Source organism: Spongiactinospora sp. 9N601 (assembly GCF_044326295.1).
GTDB classification, from domain to species: Bacteria; Actinomycetota; Actinomycetes; order Streptosporangiales; family Streptosporangiaceae; genus Spongiactinospora; species Spongiactinospora gelatinilytica.
On record NZ_JBIRBB010000008.1, the window covers coordinates 288,795 to 302,512 of the forward strand.

A 13,718-nucleotide genomic window follows, 5' to 3' on the forward strand; every position below is an offset into this window, starting at 1 on the left:
CATTCGACGCCAGGCCTGAGCTGTTCGCTCGGGTGCGTGATGGCAGTGGGCCAGGGGATCACCAGGCGACGACGCCCTCGTCGTCGAAGAAACCGCCGCGCGGGCCGTCGTCCGGGAGGGTGGCCAGCCGGATCGCGATCGCGGCGCCCTGCTGGGGTGTACGCGACCCGTTGAAACCGGTGAAGTCGGTCGCCACATAGCCTGGGCAGCAGGCGTTCACGATGATGGGCGTATCGGCGAACCGGCGGGCGTACTGGGCCGTGATGCTGTTGAGCATCGTCTTCGAGGGCGCGTACGCCGCCAAGGGCGGGCCGGTCTGCAACGTCAGCGAGCCCATGTTGCTCGACATGTTGACGACCCGCGGCGCGTCCGCACGGCTGAGCAGCGGAAGCATCGCGTTGGTCACCCGGACGACCCCGAGCACGTTCGTCTCAAGGACGGCCCGGAAGACATCGAGGTCGAGCGTCGTCGGATCCTGCGCACCCCCGTCGACCCGGCCGCCGATGCCCGCGTTGTTGACCAGTGCGTCGAGCCGCCCCGCCGTCCGCTCGATCGCCGCCGCCGCAGCGGCCACGCTGTCATCGGAGGTGACATCGAGGGCGACCCCGAACGCGTCGACGCCTTCGGCGCGCAGACGTTCGACGGCCTTCTCCCGCCTGGCGTCGTCGCGAGCCCCCACCGCCACCGTGAAGCCGATCGCCCCCAGGCCCTGGGCGATGGCGAAACCGATCCCCTTGTTCGCGCCGGTGACCAGCGCGGTCTTCGTGTCGTCCACGCGGTCCATGCTCAGTGAACCGCCCCCTCGCCGTCCAAGATCGGTCAGGTGCGCTGTGATACCTGCCAGGTATCAGCAAGTAGGCTGCTCACGTGGACGACCTGGAAACCCGCGAGCTCCGGTACTTCGTCGCCGTCGCCGAAGAACTGCACTTCGGCCGCGCCGCCGTCCGGCTCGGCATCGCGCAACCCCCGCTCTCCCGCGCGATCCGCCAGATGGAGCAGCGGCTCGGTGTCCGGCTCTTCGACCGCGACCGCCGCGGCGTGGCACTCACCCCCGCGGGCAAGGTGCTGCTCCACGAGGCCGCAACGGCCCTCGACGCGGTCGCGGCCGCCACCCGCCGGACGCGCCGCGCCGGGGCCCCGAGGCGGCCACTGGTGCTAGTGACCAAGGCCGGGGCATCCCATGAGCTGCTACGACGGCTCCTCGACGCGCTCGCGAACGAACCCGGCGCGGCACCGGTCGAGGTCCTCCTGTGCGAGGTCGGCGAGCAGGCAGGGATGCTGCGCGACGGCCGCGCCGACGTGGCCCTCATGCATCGCCCGTTCGACGACCTCGCCGGATTCGACACCGAAGACCTCTGCGTCGAAGACCAGGTCGCCATCCTTCCCGCGGCCCACCCCCTGGCCGCACGCGATCAGCTCACCATGGCCGACGTCAGCCACGTACCGGACCTGCCGATCGCCCGATGGCCCCGCCTCGACGGCTCCTACCCCAACGGGCCCGGCCCGGAAGTACGCACCCAATCGCAACTCGCCCAGCTCGTGGCGCTCGGCAAGACCCTGCTGGTCATCCCCGCCTCCAGCCGCGCCTGGCAGTGGCCCGAACACGTCTCGGTGCCCGTCATCGACGCGCCGAAGGTCACCACGGTGATCGCATGGCCGCCCGGCAGCCGCTCTCTGGCGGTCGCATCACTCGTCCGCGCCGCGACCGATCTGCGCGTCAGTGCTGAGGCTTGCGCCAGATGATGCTGTAGCGCAGGAGAAGATGCCGGCGATACCGCGAACCAGGCAGGATCTCGGTGGCCAGCGCCCGCATCTGCGGATACGTCACCGGCGGCGGCCACACCATCGGGGAGGGATGCTCCCAGTGGCCCTTGACGGCGCGATGGAGCAGGCCGGCGGCGACCCCGGCGAGGTCACGCGGCAGATCACCGGGCATGACGCTGCGGGCCAGGCCGACGACCGCCAAGACTCCGCCTGGACGCAGCAACTCGCGCATCCGCGACAACCCCGCCGCGGCGTCCATATGGTGCAACGTGGCCACCGACGCGACGACGTCGAACGAGGCGGGCTCGAAGGGGTGAGTGAGGAAGTCGCCCTGGACGTACTCGATGTCGCCCGGATGCCCCCGGGCCTGATCGACGCTGGGCGCGTGCAGGTCGATGCCGGTGACATGCGGTACGGCCTGCCGCAGCCCCCGGGCGAGCATGCCCTCACCGCACCCGACGTCAAGAGCCCGCCGCGCTCCGGCGGGGACGGCGCGCAGGATCCGCGGGTGATAGTGGATGTTGTGGTTCCAGCGCTTGCCGTTCTTTACCGCCATGCGATCATCCTGCCGGACCTACGCCCTCCGGACGGTCGCGCAGCATCACCGCCGCGGCGGCAGCGGTCAGCCGGCCAGAGCAATCCCGCCGCACCGGCCAGCGCCGGGGCGAGCGCCCGCGCCATCTCGACCGCCGCCGACAGCGACCGATCCGCGCCAGGAGGTACGCCCGGCAGCGCGACCCGATACCCGACGGACAGCACCGTACCCAAGATCGCGATACCCAGCCCCGCCCCCAGCTCGAAAGACGTCTCCTGAACGGCGGCGGCCTCCCCCGCGCGCTCCTGGCGGGCGGCCGACATCACCAGATCCGCACCGGATGGAATCCGGCGCCGACCACAGCCGGAAACGACAGCCGTGTCAACGCCGGATTCCATTCCCGCCCTTGCCGAACCTCAGTGCCGATTCACCTTGACGGCGATCTCAGCCCCAGTACGCGAGGGCGTTGCGCCCGGTCGCCTGGATACGCGTGCAGAAGTAGTTCGGGGGGGCCAGCTTGAGGTCGATCTGGCAGGCCCTGGCGCCGGCGGCGGTCCCCGGGTAGGTCTTGACGATGATCATGGCCTTTGCCGATGCCGGACCCGATCCCAAAACGAGGGCGGCGGCAGCCGTTGCGGTGACGATGGACATCATTCTGACGATCCGCTTCAAAGCTAGTCCCTCTCTTGACAGGTGACTTTGAAAGATCATTACACGGACATAAGTTCCACCACCTCTTTCAAGATCGTGAAATATCTCATAGCCCCAAATGTCACATCCGGGGCGCCGAATCCATCTCATGAAGGGGGCCGTACTGCCCCACCGCCGCACCGCCACCGCCCGACGAGCGGATCAGCCGACGATCATCCGCTGTTCGGGCAGCTCGTAGCGGCGCCTGCGCTCCTTGATCGCCAGAGCCGACCCCAGCGTGAGCGGCCCGACCCGGCCCACGAACATCAACGCGATCAACAGCAACTGCCCGGCCGGTGGCACGCTCGCCGTGATCCCCGTCGACAGCCCGACCGTGGCGAAGGCCGAGACGACCTCGAACAACACCGCGTCCAGACTGTGCGGAGTGAGCTGGCGCAGCACCAGCGTGGACACCGCGATCACCGCCGCGCTGAGCGCCGTGATCGCGATGGCCTGGCGCTGGGTCGCCACGCCCAGCGCGCGGTGCCCGATGTCCACCCGAGGCCGGCCGCGCAACTCCGCCCACACCATGAAGAGCAACATCCCGAACGTGGTCACCTTGATGCCACCGGCCGTCCCCGCACTGCCCCCGCCGATGAACATCAGCACATCGGTGGCCAGCCAACTGGAAGGATGCATCCCCGAGACGTCCAGGCTGTTGAAACCGGCGGTACGAGGCATCACCGAAGCGAAGAACCCGGCCAGCACCTTGCCCGCGCCGTCCAGCGGACCGAGGGTCTTCGGGTTGTGCCACTCCCCCAGCACGAACGCCAGCGTCCCGGCCACCAGCAGCACCCCGGTCAAACCCACCGTGATCCGGGTCAGCAGCGACCAACTCCGCGGACGCCACGAACGCAGCAACTCGAACGCCACCGGAAACCCGAGCCCACCCACGATCACCGCGAGCGCGATCGGCAAACAGATCCACGGATCAGTGACAAAACCCATCAGATTATCCGGCCACAGTGCGAAACCGGCGTTGTTGAACGACGACACCGCATGGAACACGCCCAGGTAGACCGCCCGGCCCAACGGCTCGCCGTACCCCAGGGCGAACCGGCCGGTGAGCACCACCGCCACCACCGACTCACAGACCAGGCTGAACAGCACGACGTTGCGCACGGTACGCCCGATGCCCGTCGCCTCCAGCGACTTGGTCTCGGCCTGCGCCATCAGCCGCGAACGCAGCTTCAACCGGCCGGACACCGCCGCGGTGAACAACGTGGCCAAGGTCATGATGCCCAGCCCGCCCACCTGGATCAGCAAGGCGATGACCACCTCACCGAACACCGACCAATGCCCCGCGGTGTCCACCACCGCCAGCCCGGTCACGCACACCGCGGACGTGGCGGTGAACAGCGCGTCCGCCCAGCCCGCCGACCGCCCGTCGGTCGCGGCGACGGGAAGGGCGAGCAGTACCGTACCGACCAGCACGGCGGCGGCGAAGCCGATCACCACCGCCCGCGAGGGATGGTGTCCCCGCCCGGAGACGACGGCGCCGACGGCGCTCAGCATGCCCGCCGCCGATGACGGCCTCGCCCCCGGTCGCATCAACGCCCCCATCGTCACGGCAGCGTGGCGAGCGCCATTCCCCCAGGTAGGCGGGCGCGCCACAGCCTGCCCTCGGCAGTGAACCGGTCAGCGACCCTATACGGCATTTGTTGGAATCCTTATGATCTTGATGCGTTCTTGACGCCCACGACCCACCGCGACCCACCAGTACCCGCCACGACTCGGCAAAGCTCGCCACGCTGTAGGATCTGCCACGCGGGCGATGGGGGTAGAGCACGCGAAGTACCCCCCCCGACCGCCTCTACGGATCGGCTGGTGACGGTGACACGATGCACGAGATCGACGACGTGCGGCCACTGGTCCACCAGGCCCTGATCTACGACGACGACACCGAGTTCCTCGCCGCGACCACCGGTTTCTGCCGCGACGGGCTCGCCACCGGCGAAAAGGTGCTCGCCGTGACCACCCCGGCCAACATCACCCTGCTCACCGACGCCCTCGGCCCCGCCGCAGCCCGCGTCGACTTCGCCCCCGCCGAAGAGTGGTACCGCTCACCCGGCCGCACCCTGACCGCCTACGGCCACTACGTCGACACCCACGCCGCCACCGGCGTACGCATCATCGGCGAACCCGTCTGGCACGGACGCGACCACGCCGAACAGGCCGAATGGACCCGCTACGAGTCCGTCATCAACGCCGCGCTCGCCGACCGGCCCGCCCGCATCATGTGCCCCTACGACCGGCGGACCCTACCCGCCCACATCCTCACCGACGCCCACCGCACCCACCCGTCCATGCTCACCGCCCACGGCGAACACCCCAGCGACACCTACACCGACCCCACCACCTTCACCTGCGCCGACGACCACCAGCCGCTGCCCGGCCCGCCACCGGCCGCCCTGCGCATCCCCTTCGACGCGAGCCTGCACCGCATGCGACGCGGCCTGACCGCCGCCGCCACCCTGCTCGCCCTGCCCCCCGAACAGACCGAACGCCTCCTCCTCGCGGCCAACGAAATCGCCGCCAACGCCGTCGAGCACGGCGGCGGACACGGCACCATCCACCTGTGGGCCGATGCCGGCGAGGCCGTCTGCGACATCACCGACACCGGCCGGCTCGACACCCCCTACCCGGGCTACCTGCGACCCGACCCCACCACCTCGCGCGGGCACGGCCTGTGGGCGGTACGCCAACTGTGCGACCTCGTCCAGATCCGCACCGGCCACACCGGCACCCGGATACGCCTGCGCCTGCGCCCCGCCTGACCCACCGGCACCACGGCGATGACACCACCGGCGGTTAAGATCGGCCGGGTGGACGCGCTCGCCCGACCCGCACCGCAGCGGCAACCGACCCCGGCACCGGCCGCCGCCGACCCCTACCACGCCTACCTCGACTCCCTGGCCAGCGCCGAGTCACGCCGCACGATGGCCGGCTGCCTGGACCGCATCGCCCGGATCCTCACCGGCGACGAGACCGCCACCGGGGAGGGGCAACCCTGGCACCTGCTGCGCTACGAGCACACCGTGCGCATGCGCGCCCTGCTCACCGGCCAGGGCTGGTCCCCCGCCCACGTCAACAAACACCTCGTCGCGCTGCGCCGGGTGCTGCGCGAGTCCTGGCGACTCGGCCGGATGACCGCCGAGGACTACCAGCGCGCCGCCGACCTGCCCACCGTCCAGCACACCCGGCTGCCCGCCGGCTCCCACGTGCCCCCGGAGGTGGTCGCCGCGGTACTGGCCGCCTGCGAGGCCGACGACGGCCCCGCAGGACTGCGCGACGCGGCCCTCGTCGCCGTGCTGTACTCCACCGGCTGCCGCCGCGCCGAGATCGCCGGCCTCAACCTCGCCGACTACGACCCGGCCGCCCGCTCGCTGCGGGTACGCGGCAAGCGCGACCGCGAACGGCTGGCCTACCTCACCGGCGCGGCGGTCGCCCGCCTGGAACGCTGGCTGGCCGTACGCGGGGCGACGGCGGGCGCGCTGTTCTGCCCGATCGGCCGCACCGGACGCCTGCGCCACCGCGACGGTGCGCCCGCGCCGATGACCGGGCAGGCGGTGGCCGACATCATCCGCCGCAGGCTCGCCGCCGCGGGCGCGTCCAGAAAGACGCCGCACGACTTCCGCCGTACCTTCATCGGCGAACTACTCGACGCCGGTGTCGATCTGGCCACCGCACAAGCCCTGGTCGGCCACGCCTCCCCCGCCACCACGGCCCGCTATGACCGGCGGCCGGAGCATCGTCGCCGACAGGCTGTTGATCGGTTGATCTTGCCAGAGGCGCGACCGCTCTGAGCCCGACGCCTTTACAAAGTATAATATGTCCGAATTCGTCGGCTTCGTCTCACCAGGTCACCCGCAGCGACTGCAACCCGTACACGATGCTGAACGCCCGGAAGATCGCCTCCTCGTCCGGATCGGCCAGAGCGAGGCCGGGGAACCGCCGCAACAGCGCCGGGAAGGCGATGCGCATCTCCATCCGCGCGAGCGGCGCCCCCAGGCAGTGATGCACCCCGTGCCCGAACGCGACATGCCCCACCGCCCCCCGGCTGATGTCCAGGGTCTCCGGGTCGCCGATGAAGGCCGGGTCACGGTTGGCGGCGGGCAGCGAGACGATCACCAGCGACCCCGCCGGGATGACGTGCCCGGCGATCTCCACATCCGCCGTGGCCGTACGCGGCGGCAGCGCCTGCACGATCGACAGCCAGCGCAGCAACTCCTCCACCGCGGGCTCGGCCAGTGCCGGATCCTCGCGGATCAGCGCCATCTGGTCCGGGTGCCGCAGCAGGGCCAAGGTGCCCAGGCCGAGCATGTTCGAGGTCGTCTCATGCCCGGCGAGCAGCAGCAGTTCGGCGATGCCGATCAGCTCATCGGTGCCGAGTTCGCCGCCGTGCTCGCGTACCAGCATGCCCAGCATGTCCTCCCCCGGCTCGGACTGCGCGCGGGCCACCAGGTCGCCCATGTAGACGCGGCCCTCCTGCTGCGCCGCCACCCGCTCCCCCATCGGTGAGGAGGTGTCCAGCATCCGCGCGGAACGATCCTGGAACTCGGCGCGGTCGGCGTACGGCACGCCCAGCAGCTCACAGATCACCAGTGAGGGCACCGGCAACGCGAAATGCGCCACCAGGTCGGCCGGCCTGCCGGCCTGTTCCAGATCGTCCAGTGCCATCCGCACGATCTCGGTGATCCGCGGCTCCAGCCTGCGCATCCGCCGCACCGTGAACTCCCCGGTGAGCATCCGCCGCAACCGGGTGTGCTCGGGCGGATCGAACGCGATCAACTGCCCGGCCCGCAAGCGGGCCGCCTCCTCGGCGTCGACCTGCCCGGCCCCCGGGAACGGCGTCAGCGCGTTGCTGAACCGGGCCGGGTCCGAGAGCACCTGGCGGACGTCCTCGTGCCGGCAGACGAGGTAGGCGGGCAGGCCGAAGGGTGTCTGCACCCGCACCACACCCTCCTCCTCGCGGGCCCGGGCCAGCTCCTCGACCGGGTCGAAACCGTCGCGCCGCATCTGCAGCGGCAATTCCAGTGCGTGGGTCATCTTCTGTCCTTTCGTCCGGTGGGCGGGTGTGAGCCCCTACCACGTACGACAGGACAGCGGGGTGAAGTGTGAGGCGGGCGCGCCTCACCTGACGTTCGGCGGGGTCGCCCTGCGGCCCGGCGTTCGTGGAGCGAGGATGATCTCGGCCAGTTCCCGCCAGTCCGCCCGCTGACCGGCCTGGACCGCCTCGGCGAACGCGGCGTCACCGAGGCGTTCCCGCGCGTCCGCGGCGATCCGTGCGGCGTCCGGGTGCGAACGATCCGGTGCGCCGCGCACGCCGTCGCTCGCCCCGAGCAGCCGCGCGGCCTGCTCGTACTGCCCCTGGCGCAGCGCGAGATCCGCGATCCCGATCAAAACCTCGGCGAGCAGCGGTGGAAAGGCATGGTCGATGCCCACGCGGAACATCTCGGCCCGATGCGCCCGGGACTCCTCCAGATCCTCGGCGAGGTAGCCGTGCTGCGCGATGATCGTGATATCGAGGGTGTCGCCGCCGGGCATCGCCCGTATCGTGGCCAGGTGCCGGCGCGCCCGGTCAGGTTCGCCGCGCCAGCGCGCCAGTTGCGCCATCGAGATCTCCAGCTCGACGAGCGCGTCCGGCCAGGCGATCCCCTCCGCGCGCCGCTGCGCCTCGGCCAGCGCGAAGTCACTGGAGCGCTCGTCGCCGAGCAGCCAGTAGAGCTGGGCCTGCCGCGCCCACAGGCCGACGACGTCCTCGTCCGCGCCCAGCTCGGCCAGCGCCGCGACCGCCTCATCGTAGTGGCGGCACGCGCGCGCGAACTCGCCCCGCATGGCGAGCCGGTCGGCCACGTAGGTCAGCGCCAGCGAGATCCCGTACCGGTCGCCCAGCGCGCGGAACTCGGAGAGGGCGATGTCGAGGTCGAGGTCCATGTCGGTCGTGTCCAGGCCGTACGTGAGCCGCATCCTGCCACGCGTGAGCCTGGCCTGCGCGCGCACCCATGGGTCGGCGTCGGCGATGAGCGGCTCGAACGCGGGCAGGAACGCCGTCGGCTCGCGTAGCATCCGCTCCAGCAGGCCGACGAACCCCAGCAGCGGGTTGCGATAGTGGCCGCGCCGGGTGAACCGGTACGCCTCGTGGATCCACTCCTGCGCCTGATACTCATCGCCGTACCCGGCGGACACGAACACCGTCACGGTGAAGTACGCCATCGCGCGCACTTCCTCGGGCACCTCGCCGTCCAGCGAGGCCACCGCGACGCACAGCTCGGTGCCTTCGGCCTTGTGCCCGCTGAGGAACCAGTACCAGCCCGCGGGTACGACCAGCCGCATCGCCTCCTCGGCCCAGCCCTCGGCGATCGCCCCGCGCAGGGCCGCGCTGATGTTGTCGTGCTCGGCTCTGAGCCTGGGCAGCCACTCCAGCTGCTCGGCCCGGCGCAGGTGCGGCTCGGCCGTCTCGGCCAGTTCGGTGAAGTAGGCCAGATGCGCCCGGCGGGCCGCCTCGGTCTCCCCCGCCTCGGCGAGCCGGTGCGCCGCGTACTCCCTGATGGTGTCGAGCATCCGGTAGCGCGGGGCGCCCTCGCCGTCGGCGAGCAGCAGCGACTTCTCGGTCAGCGCGGTCAGCACGTCGAGCACCTGCTCCCCCGCGAGCGCCGGACCGGCACAGACCCGTTCGGCCGCCTCCAGGCTCGCCCCGCCGGAGAACACGGAAAGCCGCCGCAGCACGGCGCGCTCGGCCTCGCTCAGCAGGTCCCAGCTCCAGTCCACGACCGCGCGCAGCGTCTTGTGCCGCGGAAGCGCGGTGCGGCTGCCGCCGGTCAGCAGCCGGAATCGGTCATCGAGGCCGCGTTCCAGTTGGTCGATGGACATGGTGCGCAGCCGCGCCGCGGCCAGTTCGATCGCCAGCGGCATCCCGTCGAGCGCGCGGCAGATCCGCGCCATGGCCGGCAGGGCGCGCGCGTCGGAGCCGATGTCCTTGCGTACCAGGCCCGCGCGGTCGCGCAGCAGCCGTACCGCGGGCGAGGCCCCAGCGGCGGCCGGGGCGGCCCCGTTGGCGGGCAGCGCGAGCGGCTCGACCTGCCACAGCGCCTCCCCGATGATGCCGAGCGACTCCCTGCTCGTGGCCAGGATCCGCGCCCCGCGGCACTCCCCGAGCAGCCGGTCCGCGAAGGCCGCCGCCGCCTCGATCACGTGCTCGCAGTTGTCCAGGATCAGCAGGATCGAGCGGTCCCGGACCGCGCCGATGAGCAGGTCCATCGGCTCCCCGCCGCGGGCGCCGCCGAGCAGCGCCCGCTCACGCAGGCCGATCGCGGTGAGGGCGGCCTGCGCCAGGTCTCCGCCCGGCCGTACGGAGGCCAGTTCCACCAGCCACGCCCCGTCCGGCAGCTCGGCGAGCATCGTACGTGCGGTCTCGGTGGCCAGGCGCGTCTTGCCGGAGCCGCCCGGCCCGGTCAAGGTGACCAGCCGGTGCCGGCCGGCCAGGGCGGCGACCGCGGCGATGTCGTCGTCCTTGCCGACGAAGCTCGTCAGACCGGCCCGCAGGTTCGTCTGGCGGTTTTCCGGCCGCTTCCCGATCTCGCCGCGCAGCAACGCGGTGTGCAGCGCGGAGAGCTCGGCCGACGGGTCGGCGCCCAGCTCCTCGGCGAGCCGTTCGCGCGTCCGCTGGTACACGGTCAACGCCTCGGTCCCGCGTCCCGCCTCGGCCAGCGCGCGCATCAGGGCGGCGACGAATCCCTCCCGCAGCGGATGCGTGGCGACCAGCTCGGTCAGCTCGGAGACCAGCTCCGAGCCGCGGCCGAGCCGGATGTCGGCGTCGATGCGGTCCCCGACGGCGGCGAGGTGGAGTTCGGTCAGGCGCGCGACCGCGGCGTCGAAGGCGTCGCTGTCGCGCAGCGCGATGTCGGCCATGGCCGTACCGCGCCACAGCGCCAGGGCCGAGCGCAGCAGATCAGCCCGCGCGGCGGGCCCTGCGGTACGGGCCTGCCCGAGCAGGTGCTCGAACCGGCACACGTCCACGGCCTCGGGAGCCACGGCCAGCCGGTATCCGCCCGAATCCGCCTCGATCACGCCGTCCGGCAGCGCTCTGCGCAGCCTGGACACCAACGCCTGCAAGGCGTTCACCTCGTCCGCGGGCGGGCGTCGCCCCCAGATCCAGTCGACCAGTCGCGCCCGGGTGACGATCCGGCCGGGTTCGAGGGCGAGCGCGGCCAGCAGCGCGCGCAGCCGGACCCCGGGGACCTGCACCACGGCCCCATCGTGGTCCGTGACCTCGAACGGGCCGAGCAGCACGACTTTCACACCAGCAATTGTGCCGAGCCGTGGCGACGTCCGGCCAACCGTCACTGCGAGCACACCGCCCACCTCCATCAGACATGGTAGGAGGAAACGCGATATGTCGCGAGCCCGAACCCGGGCTGTCGGGGCTATGGTGTGGCGTGATCGTGCCCGTGGTGGTGGGCTGAGACGTCACGCCAGTCGATGCCGGCCCTGCGGGCCCGGTTCAGCGCATCCCGGAGGCCGTCCGCCCACGGACGCCCGTGGCCGGGCAGCACGATCCGTGCTTCCACTCCCTTGAGGTTGTCCAGGCTGGCCAGCGCCTGGGCGGGGTCGTCGTTGAGCTTGCCGGGCATGATGCCGACCCCCCTCCGGCCGGTGACCACGTCGAGGGTGACGAGCGCGTCGCCGGTGAGCGCGACGGCGCCGTCCCGCGCGATGAGCGTGCTGCTGCCCGCGCTGTGCCCGGGCGTGTGGACGACCCGCAGCCCGCCCGGTACGTCGAGCACCTGCCCGTCGCCGAAGGCCGAGGCGTGCAGCACGGGCGGAACCCGCAGTACGCCGTCGCGCGCCCAGGCCACGAACAGCGCCAGATTGTGCGGACGCCACAGGTTGCGGACGATCCGCCGGGGCGGCCGCCTCAGTCCGATGCCCCGGCTGAGCGGCCGGTCCGCTTCGTGGACGTGGACGAGGGCGTCGGTCTCCCTGCGCAGCCGCTCGACGATGCCCAGGTGGTCCGCGTGGCCGTGGGTCAGTACGACGGCCTTGACGGCGTCCAGCGAAAGGGCTCGCCGGGCCAGCCAGTCCAGCAGTTGTGACCAGTGGGCAGGCATGCCGCCGTCGATCACGGTGAGGGCGCCCTTGTCCTCCAGGACGTACCAGTTGACGTGATCGTCGCCGAAGCGGTGGATACCAGGAGCTACCTCACGATCAGCCACTTCTGTTTTGGAAGTCACAAGCAAGGACGATACATCGGCGACTTCTCTTATGGAAGCTGCTAGTGTCCGGTCATGGCGGTGCGCCGGAACCTGGCTTATGACAACTGCCCCGCGGCCCGCGCCCTGGACGTGATCGGCGACCGCTGGGCGCTGATCATCATGCGCGAGATCCTCAAGGGCGCGCGCAGGTTCGACGAGCTGCGCGAACGCCTGCCGGTGAGCGAGAACACGCTCGCCCGCAGGCTGCGGGAGCTGACCGAGGCCGGCGTCCTGCGCAAGGAGATCTACGCCGAGCGCCCCCATCGCTTCGAGTACGTGCCCACCGCGGCCGGCACCGCGCTCACCGGCGTGCTGCACGCGCTCGCCACCTGGGGAACGAGCTGGACCGCCTCGGACCCGGCGGGCCCGCCGCCACCCGAGTTCCCGCCGTACCCACCGCCCGGCAGGCCCTGACACGGCCATCGGCCGGCTACATCCGTGTGCCCGGCGACGCCAGGCCGGTACCGGTGCCGACCCTGTTCGTGGCCCCTCGGCCACGAACCGGTGGAAGTCGCCGGCGACCACTTCACCCTGCTCGGGGAGAACGCCGTGGACACCGCCGCGGCGGTGTCCACCTGGATCCGCGCACTGGACCTGCCGCTCAGGGCGGTTCGATGACCAGATCGCTCAGCGGGAGCCTGCCCTGGGGAATGGCGGGGGTGCCTTTGACGGCGGGCGCCGGGTGGCCGAGGGAGATGCCCGTACGGACACGCCACGGCTCCTGGAACCCGGCGAGTCTGGTGGCCGTCTCGGCGTTGCCTGCGGGGAAGAAGGAGACCGGGCAGGAGCCCAGGCCGAGCATGTGGGCGGCGAGCATGAGGTTCTGGGCGGCCCGTCCCGCGTCGAACTCGGCGTCTTGAGTGCTCAACGTGGCGTCCACGGCCAGCAGGACCGCCACCGGCGCGCCCGCCAGGTGCCCGGCGTAGGCGCCGAGCGCGCTCAGCTCGCGCAGGAGGGTGCGGTCGCGTACCACGGCGAACCGCCATGGCTGCCGGTTGCGCGCCGACCCCGCCCACCGCGCCGCCTCCAGGACCGCCGTCACCTGGTCATGGGAGACGTCATCAGGCGTGAACGTACGCGTGGCTCTGAGACTCGTGATCCACTCCAGGCGCATGCGGCCAGGCTACCCAGCCGATCGTGATGGCCAGGGCGTTCGAGGTGTAAGGTCACCAGCCGCGGCATCACGTCAGCGCCCCCATCTCGGACACGGCCTGCTGGGCGGTGATCTCGCCGCGACGCAGCCGATCGATGATGTCGGCCCGCGACGACGCCGGATCGTTCTCCACGAAGTCGAGCATCTGCGTGATCCGGTTGAGGCGTGACTTGATCGTCGGGTGGCTCACTCCGAAGATCTGTTCCATCTGCTTGACGAAGACCTGATCCTCGACCGTGAGCCGAGCCGGTTAAGGCGGCTCGAACTCGCCCTCGATCGCGATGCCGCCGTCTGTCAGCCGCACCCGCTCGACGACGAACGG

The 13,718-nt window shown here is 71.3% G+C and carries 13 protein-coding genes; 4 read left to right on the top strand and 9 right to left on the bottom strand.

Annotation, left to right across the window (positions count from 1 at the left end; genetic code table 11):
• Positions 1-58 precede the first annotated feature (58 nt).
• Complete coding sequence (locus ACH34R_RS21280; protein WP_397563199.1) at positions 59-784, bottom strand: SDR family oxidoreductase; 726 nt, start codon at positions 782-784, stop codon at positions 59-61.
• Positions 785-867: 83 nt separating this feature from the next.
• Here ACH34R_RS21280 and ACH34R_RS21285 point away from each other — a divergent pair, with 83 nt between their 5' ends.
• Complete coding sequence (locus tag ACH34R_RS21285) at positions 868-1,743, top strand: LysR family transcriptional regulator (RefSeq protein ID WP_397563200.1); 876 nt, start codon at positions 868-870, stop codon at positions 1,741-1,743.
• On the opposite strand, the gene ACH34R_RS21290 is transcribed toward ACH34R_RS21285, so the two are convergent.
• The 3 genes from ACH34R_RS21290 to ACH34R_RS21300 form a co-directional block, all read right to left on the bottom strand.
• Complete coding sequence (locus ACH34R_RS21290; protein WP_397563201.1) at positions 1,718-2,320, bottom strand: class I SAM-dependent methyltransferase; 603 nt, start codon at positions 2,318-2,320, stop codon at positions 1,718-1,720. The genes ACH34R_RS21285 and ACH34R_RS21290 overlap by 26 nt on opposite strands.
• Before the next feature lie 423 nt (positions 2,321-2,743).
• On the bottom strand, positions 2,744-2,971 hold the full coding sequence (locus ACH34R_RS21295; protein WP_397563202.1) for a hypothetical protein: 228 nt from the start codon (positions 2,969-2,971) through the stop codon (positions 2,744-2,746).
• 180 nt (positions 2,972-3,151) lie between these two features.
• Entirely contained in the window at positions 3,152-4,504 is a 1,353-nt protein-coding gene (locus ACH34R_RS21300) for a TrkH family potassium uptake protein (RefSeq protein ID WP_397563389.1), read from the bottom strand.
• 326 nt (positions 4,505-4,830) lie between these two features.
• Between ACH34R_RS21300 and ACH34R_RS21305 the strand changes: the two genes are divergently transcribed.
• Positions 4,831-5,766 (top strand): anti-sigma factor RsbA family regulatory protein, encoded by a 936-nt coding sequence (locus ACH34R_RS21305; protein ID WP_397563203.1) that lies wholly within the window; start codon positions 4,831-4,833, stop codon positions 5,764-5,766.
• A gap of 48 nt (positions 5,767-5,814) precedes the next feature.
• The gene (locus tag ACH34R_RS21310) at positions 5,815-6,795 is read left to right on the top strand and encodes a tyrosine-type recombinase/integrase (RefSeq protein ID WP_397563204.1); all 981 of its coding nucleotides are present in this window, start codon (positions 5,815-5,817) and stop codon (positions 6,793-6,795) included.
• Positions 6,796-6,844: 49 nt separating this feature from the next.
• Here the strand turns inward: ACH34R_RS21310 and ACH34R_RS21315 are convergent, their stop codons facing one another.
• From ACH34R_RS21315 to ACH34R_RS21325, 3 genes are all read right to left on the bottom strand, one after another.
• A complete protein-coding gene (locus ACH34R_RS21315; protein ID WP_397563205.1) occupies positions 6,845-8,038 on the bottom strand; it encodes a cytochrome P450 in 1,194 nt (397 codons plus the stop codon).
• An 84-nt stretch (positions 8,039-8,122) separates the two neighbouring features.
• Entirely contained in the window at positions 8,123-11,290 is a 3,168-nt protein-coding gene (locus tag ACH34R_RS21320; protein ID WP_397563206.1) for a BTAD domain-containing putative transcriptional regulator, read from the bottom strand.
• Between the two features lie 125 nt (positions 11,291-11,415).
• A complete protein-coding gene (locus ACH34R_RS21325; protein WP_397563207.1) occupies positions 11,416-12,204 on the bottom strand; it encodes an MBL fold metallo-hydrolase in 789 nt (262 codons plus the stop codon).
• A 72-nt stretch (positions 12,205-12,276) separates the two neighbouring features.
• Between ACH34R_RS21325 and ACH34R_RS21330 the strand changes: the two genes are divergently transcribed.
• The gene (locus ACH34R_RS21330; protein WP_397563208.1) at positions 12,277-12,657 is read left to right on the top strand and encodes a winged helix-turn-helix transcriptional regulator; all 381 of its coding nucleotides are present in this window, start codon (positions 12,277-12,279) and stop codon (positions 12,655-12,657) included.
• A gap of 187 nt (positions 12,658-12,844) precedes the next feature.
• On the opposite strand, the gene ACH34R_RS21335 is transcribed toward ACH34R_RS21330, so the two are convergent.
• Together ACH34R_RS21335 and ACH34R_RS21340 are read right to left on the bottom strand one after the other, a co-directional pair.
• Positions 12,845-13,357: a nitroreductase family protein gene (locus tag ACH34R_RS21335; RefSeq protein ID WP_397563209.1), complete on the bottom strand. Its 513-nt coding sequence runs from the start codon at positions 13,355-13,357 to the stop codon at positions 12,845-12,847.
• Between the two features lie 67 nt (positions 13,358-13,424).
• Entirely contained in the window at positions 13,425-13,604 is a 180-nt protein-coding gene (locus ACH34R_RS21340) for a hypothetical protein (protein ID WP_397563210.1), read from the bottom strand.
• Between the last annotated feature and the right edge of the window lie 114 nt (positions 13,605-13,718).

Excerpts from the sequence above, each read along its gene's own strand:
- ACH34R_RS21300 (WP_397563389.1), bottom strand. The coding sequence starts at position 4,504 with ATGCTGAGCGCCGTCGGCGCCGTCGTCTCCGGGCGGGGACACCATCCC.
- ACH34R_RS21340 (WP_397563210.1), bottom strand. The coding sequence starts at position 13,604 with ATGGAACAGATCTTCGGAGTGAGCCACCCGACGATCAAGTCACGCCTC.
- ACH34R_RS21305 (WP_397563203.1), top strand. The coding sequence starts at position 4,831 with ATGCACGAGATCGACGACGTGCGGCCACTGGTCCACCAGGCCCTGATC.
- ACH34R_RS21290 (WP_397563201.1), bottom strand. The coding sequence starts at position 2,320 with ATGGCGGTAAAGAACGGCAAGCGCTGGAACCACAACATCCACTATCAC.
- ACH34R_RS21315 (WP_397563205.1), bottom strand. The coding sequence starts at position 8,038 with ATGACCCACGCACTGGAATTGCCGCTGCAGATGCGGCGCGACGGTTTC.
- ACH34R_RS21335 (WP_397563209.1), bottom strand. The coding sequence starts at position 13,357 with ATGCGCCTGGAGTGGATCACGAGTCTCAGAGCCACGCGTACGTTCACG.
- ACH34R_RS21330 (WP_397563208.1), top strand. The coding sequence starts at position 12,277 with ATGGCGGTGCGCCGGAACCTGGCTTATGACAACTGCCCCGCGGCCCGC.
- ACH34R_RS21280 (WP_397563199.1), bottom strand. The coding sequence starts at position 784 with ATGGACCGCGTGGACGACACGAAGACCGCGCTGGTCACCGGCGCGAAC.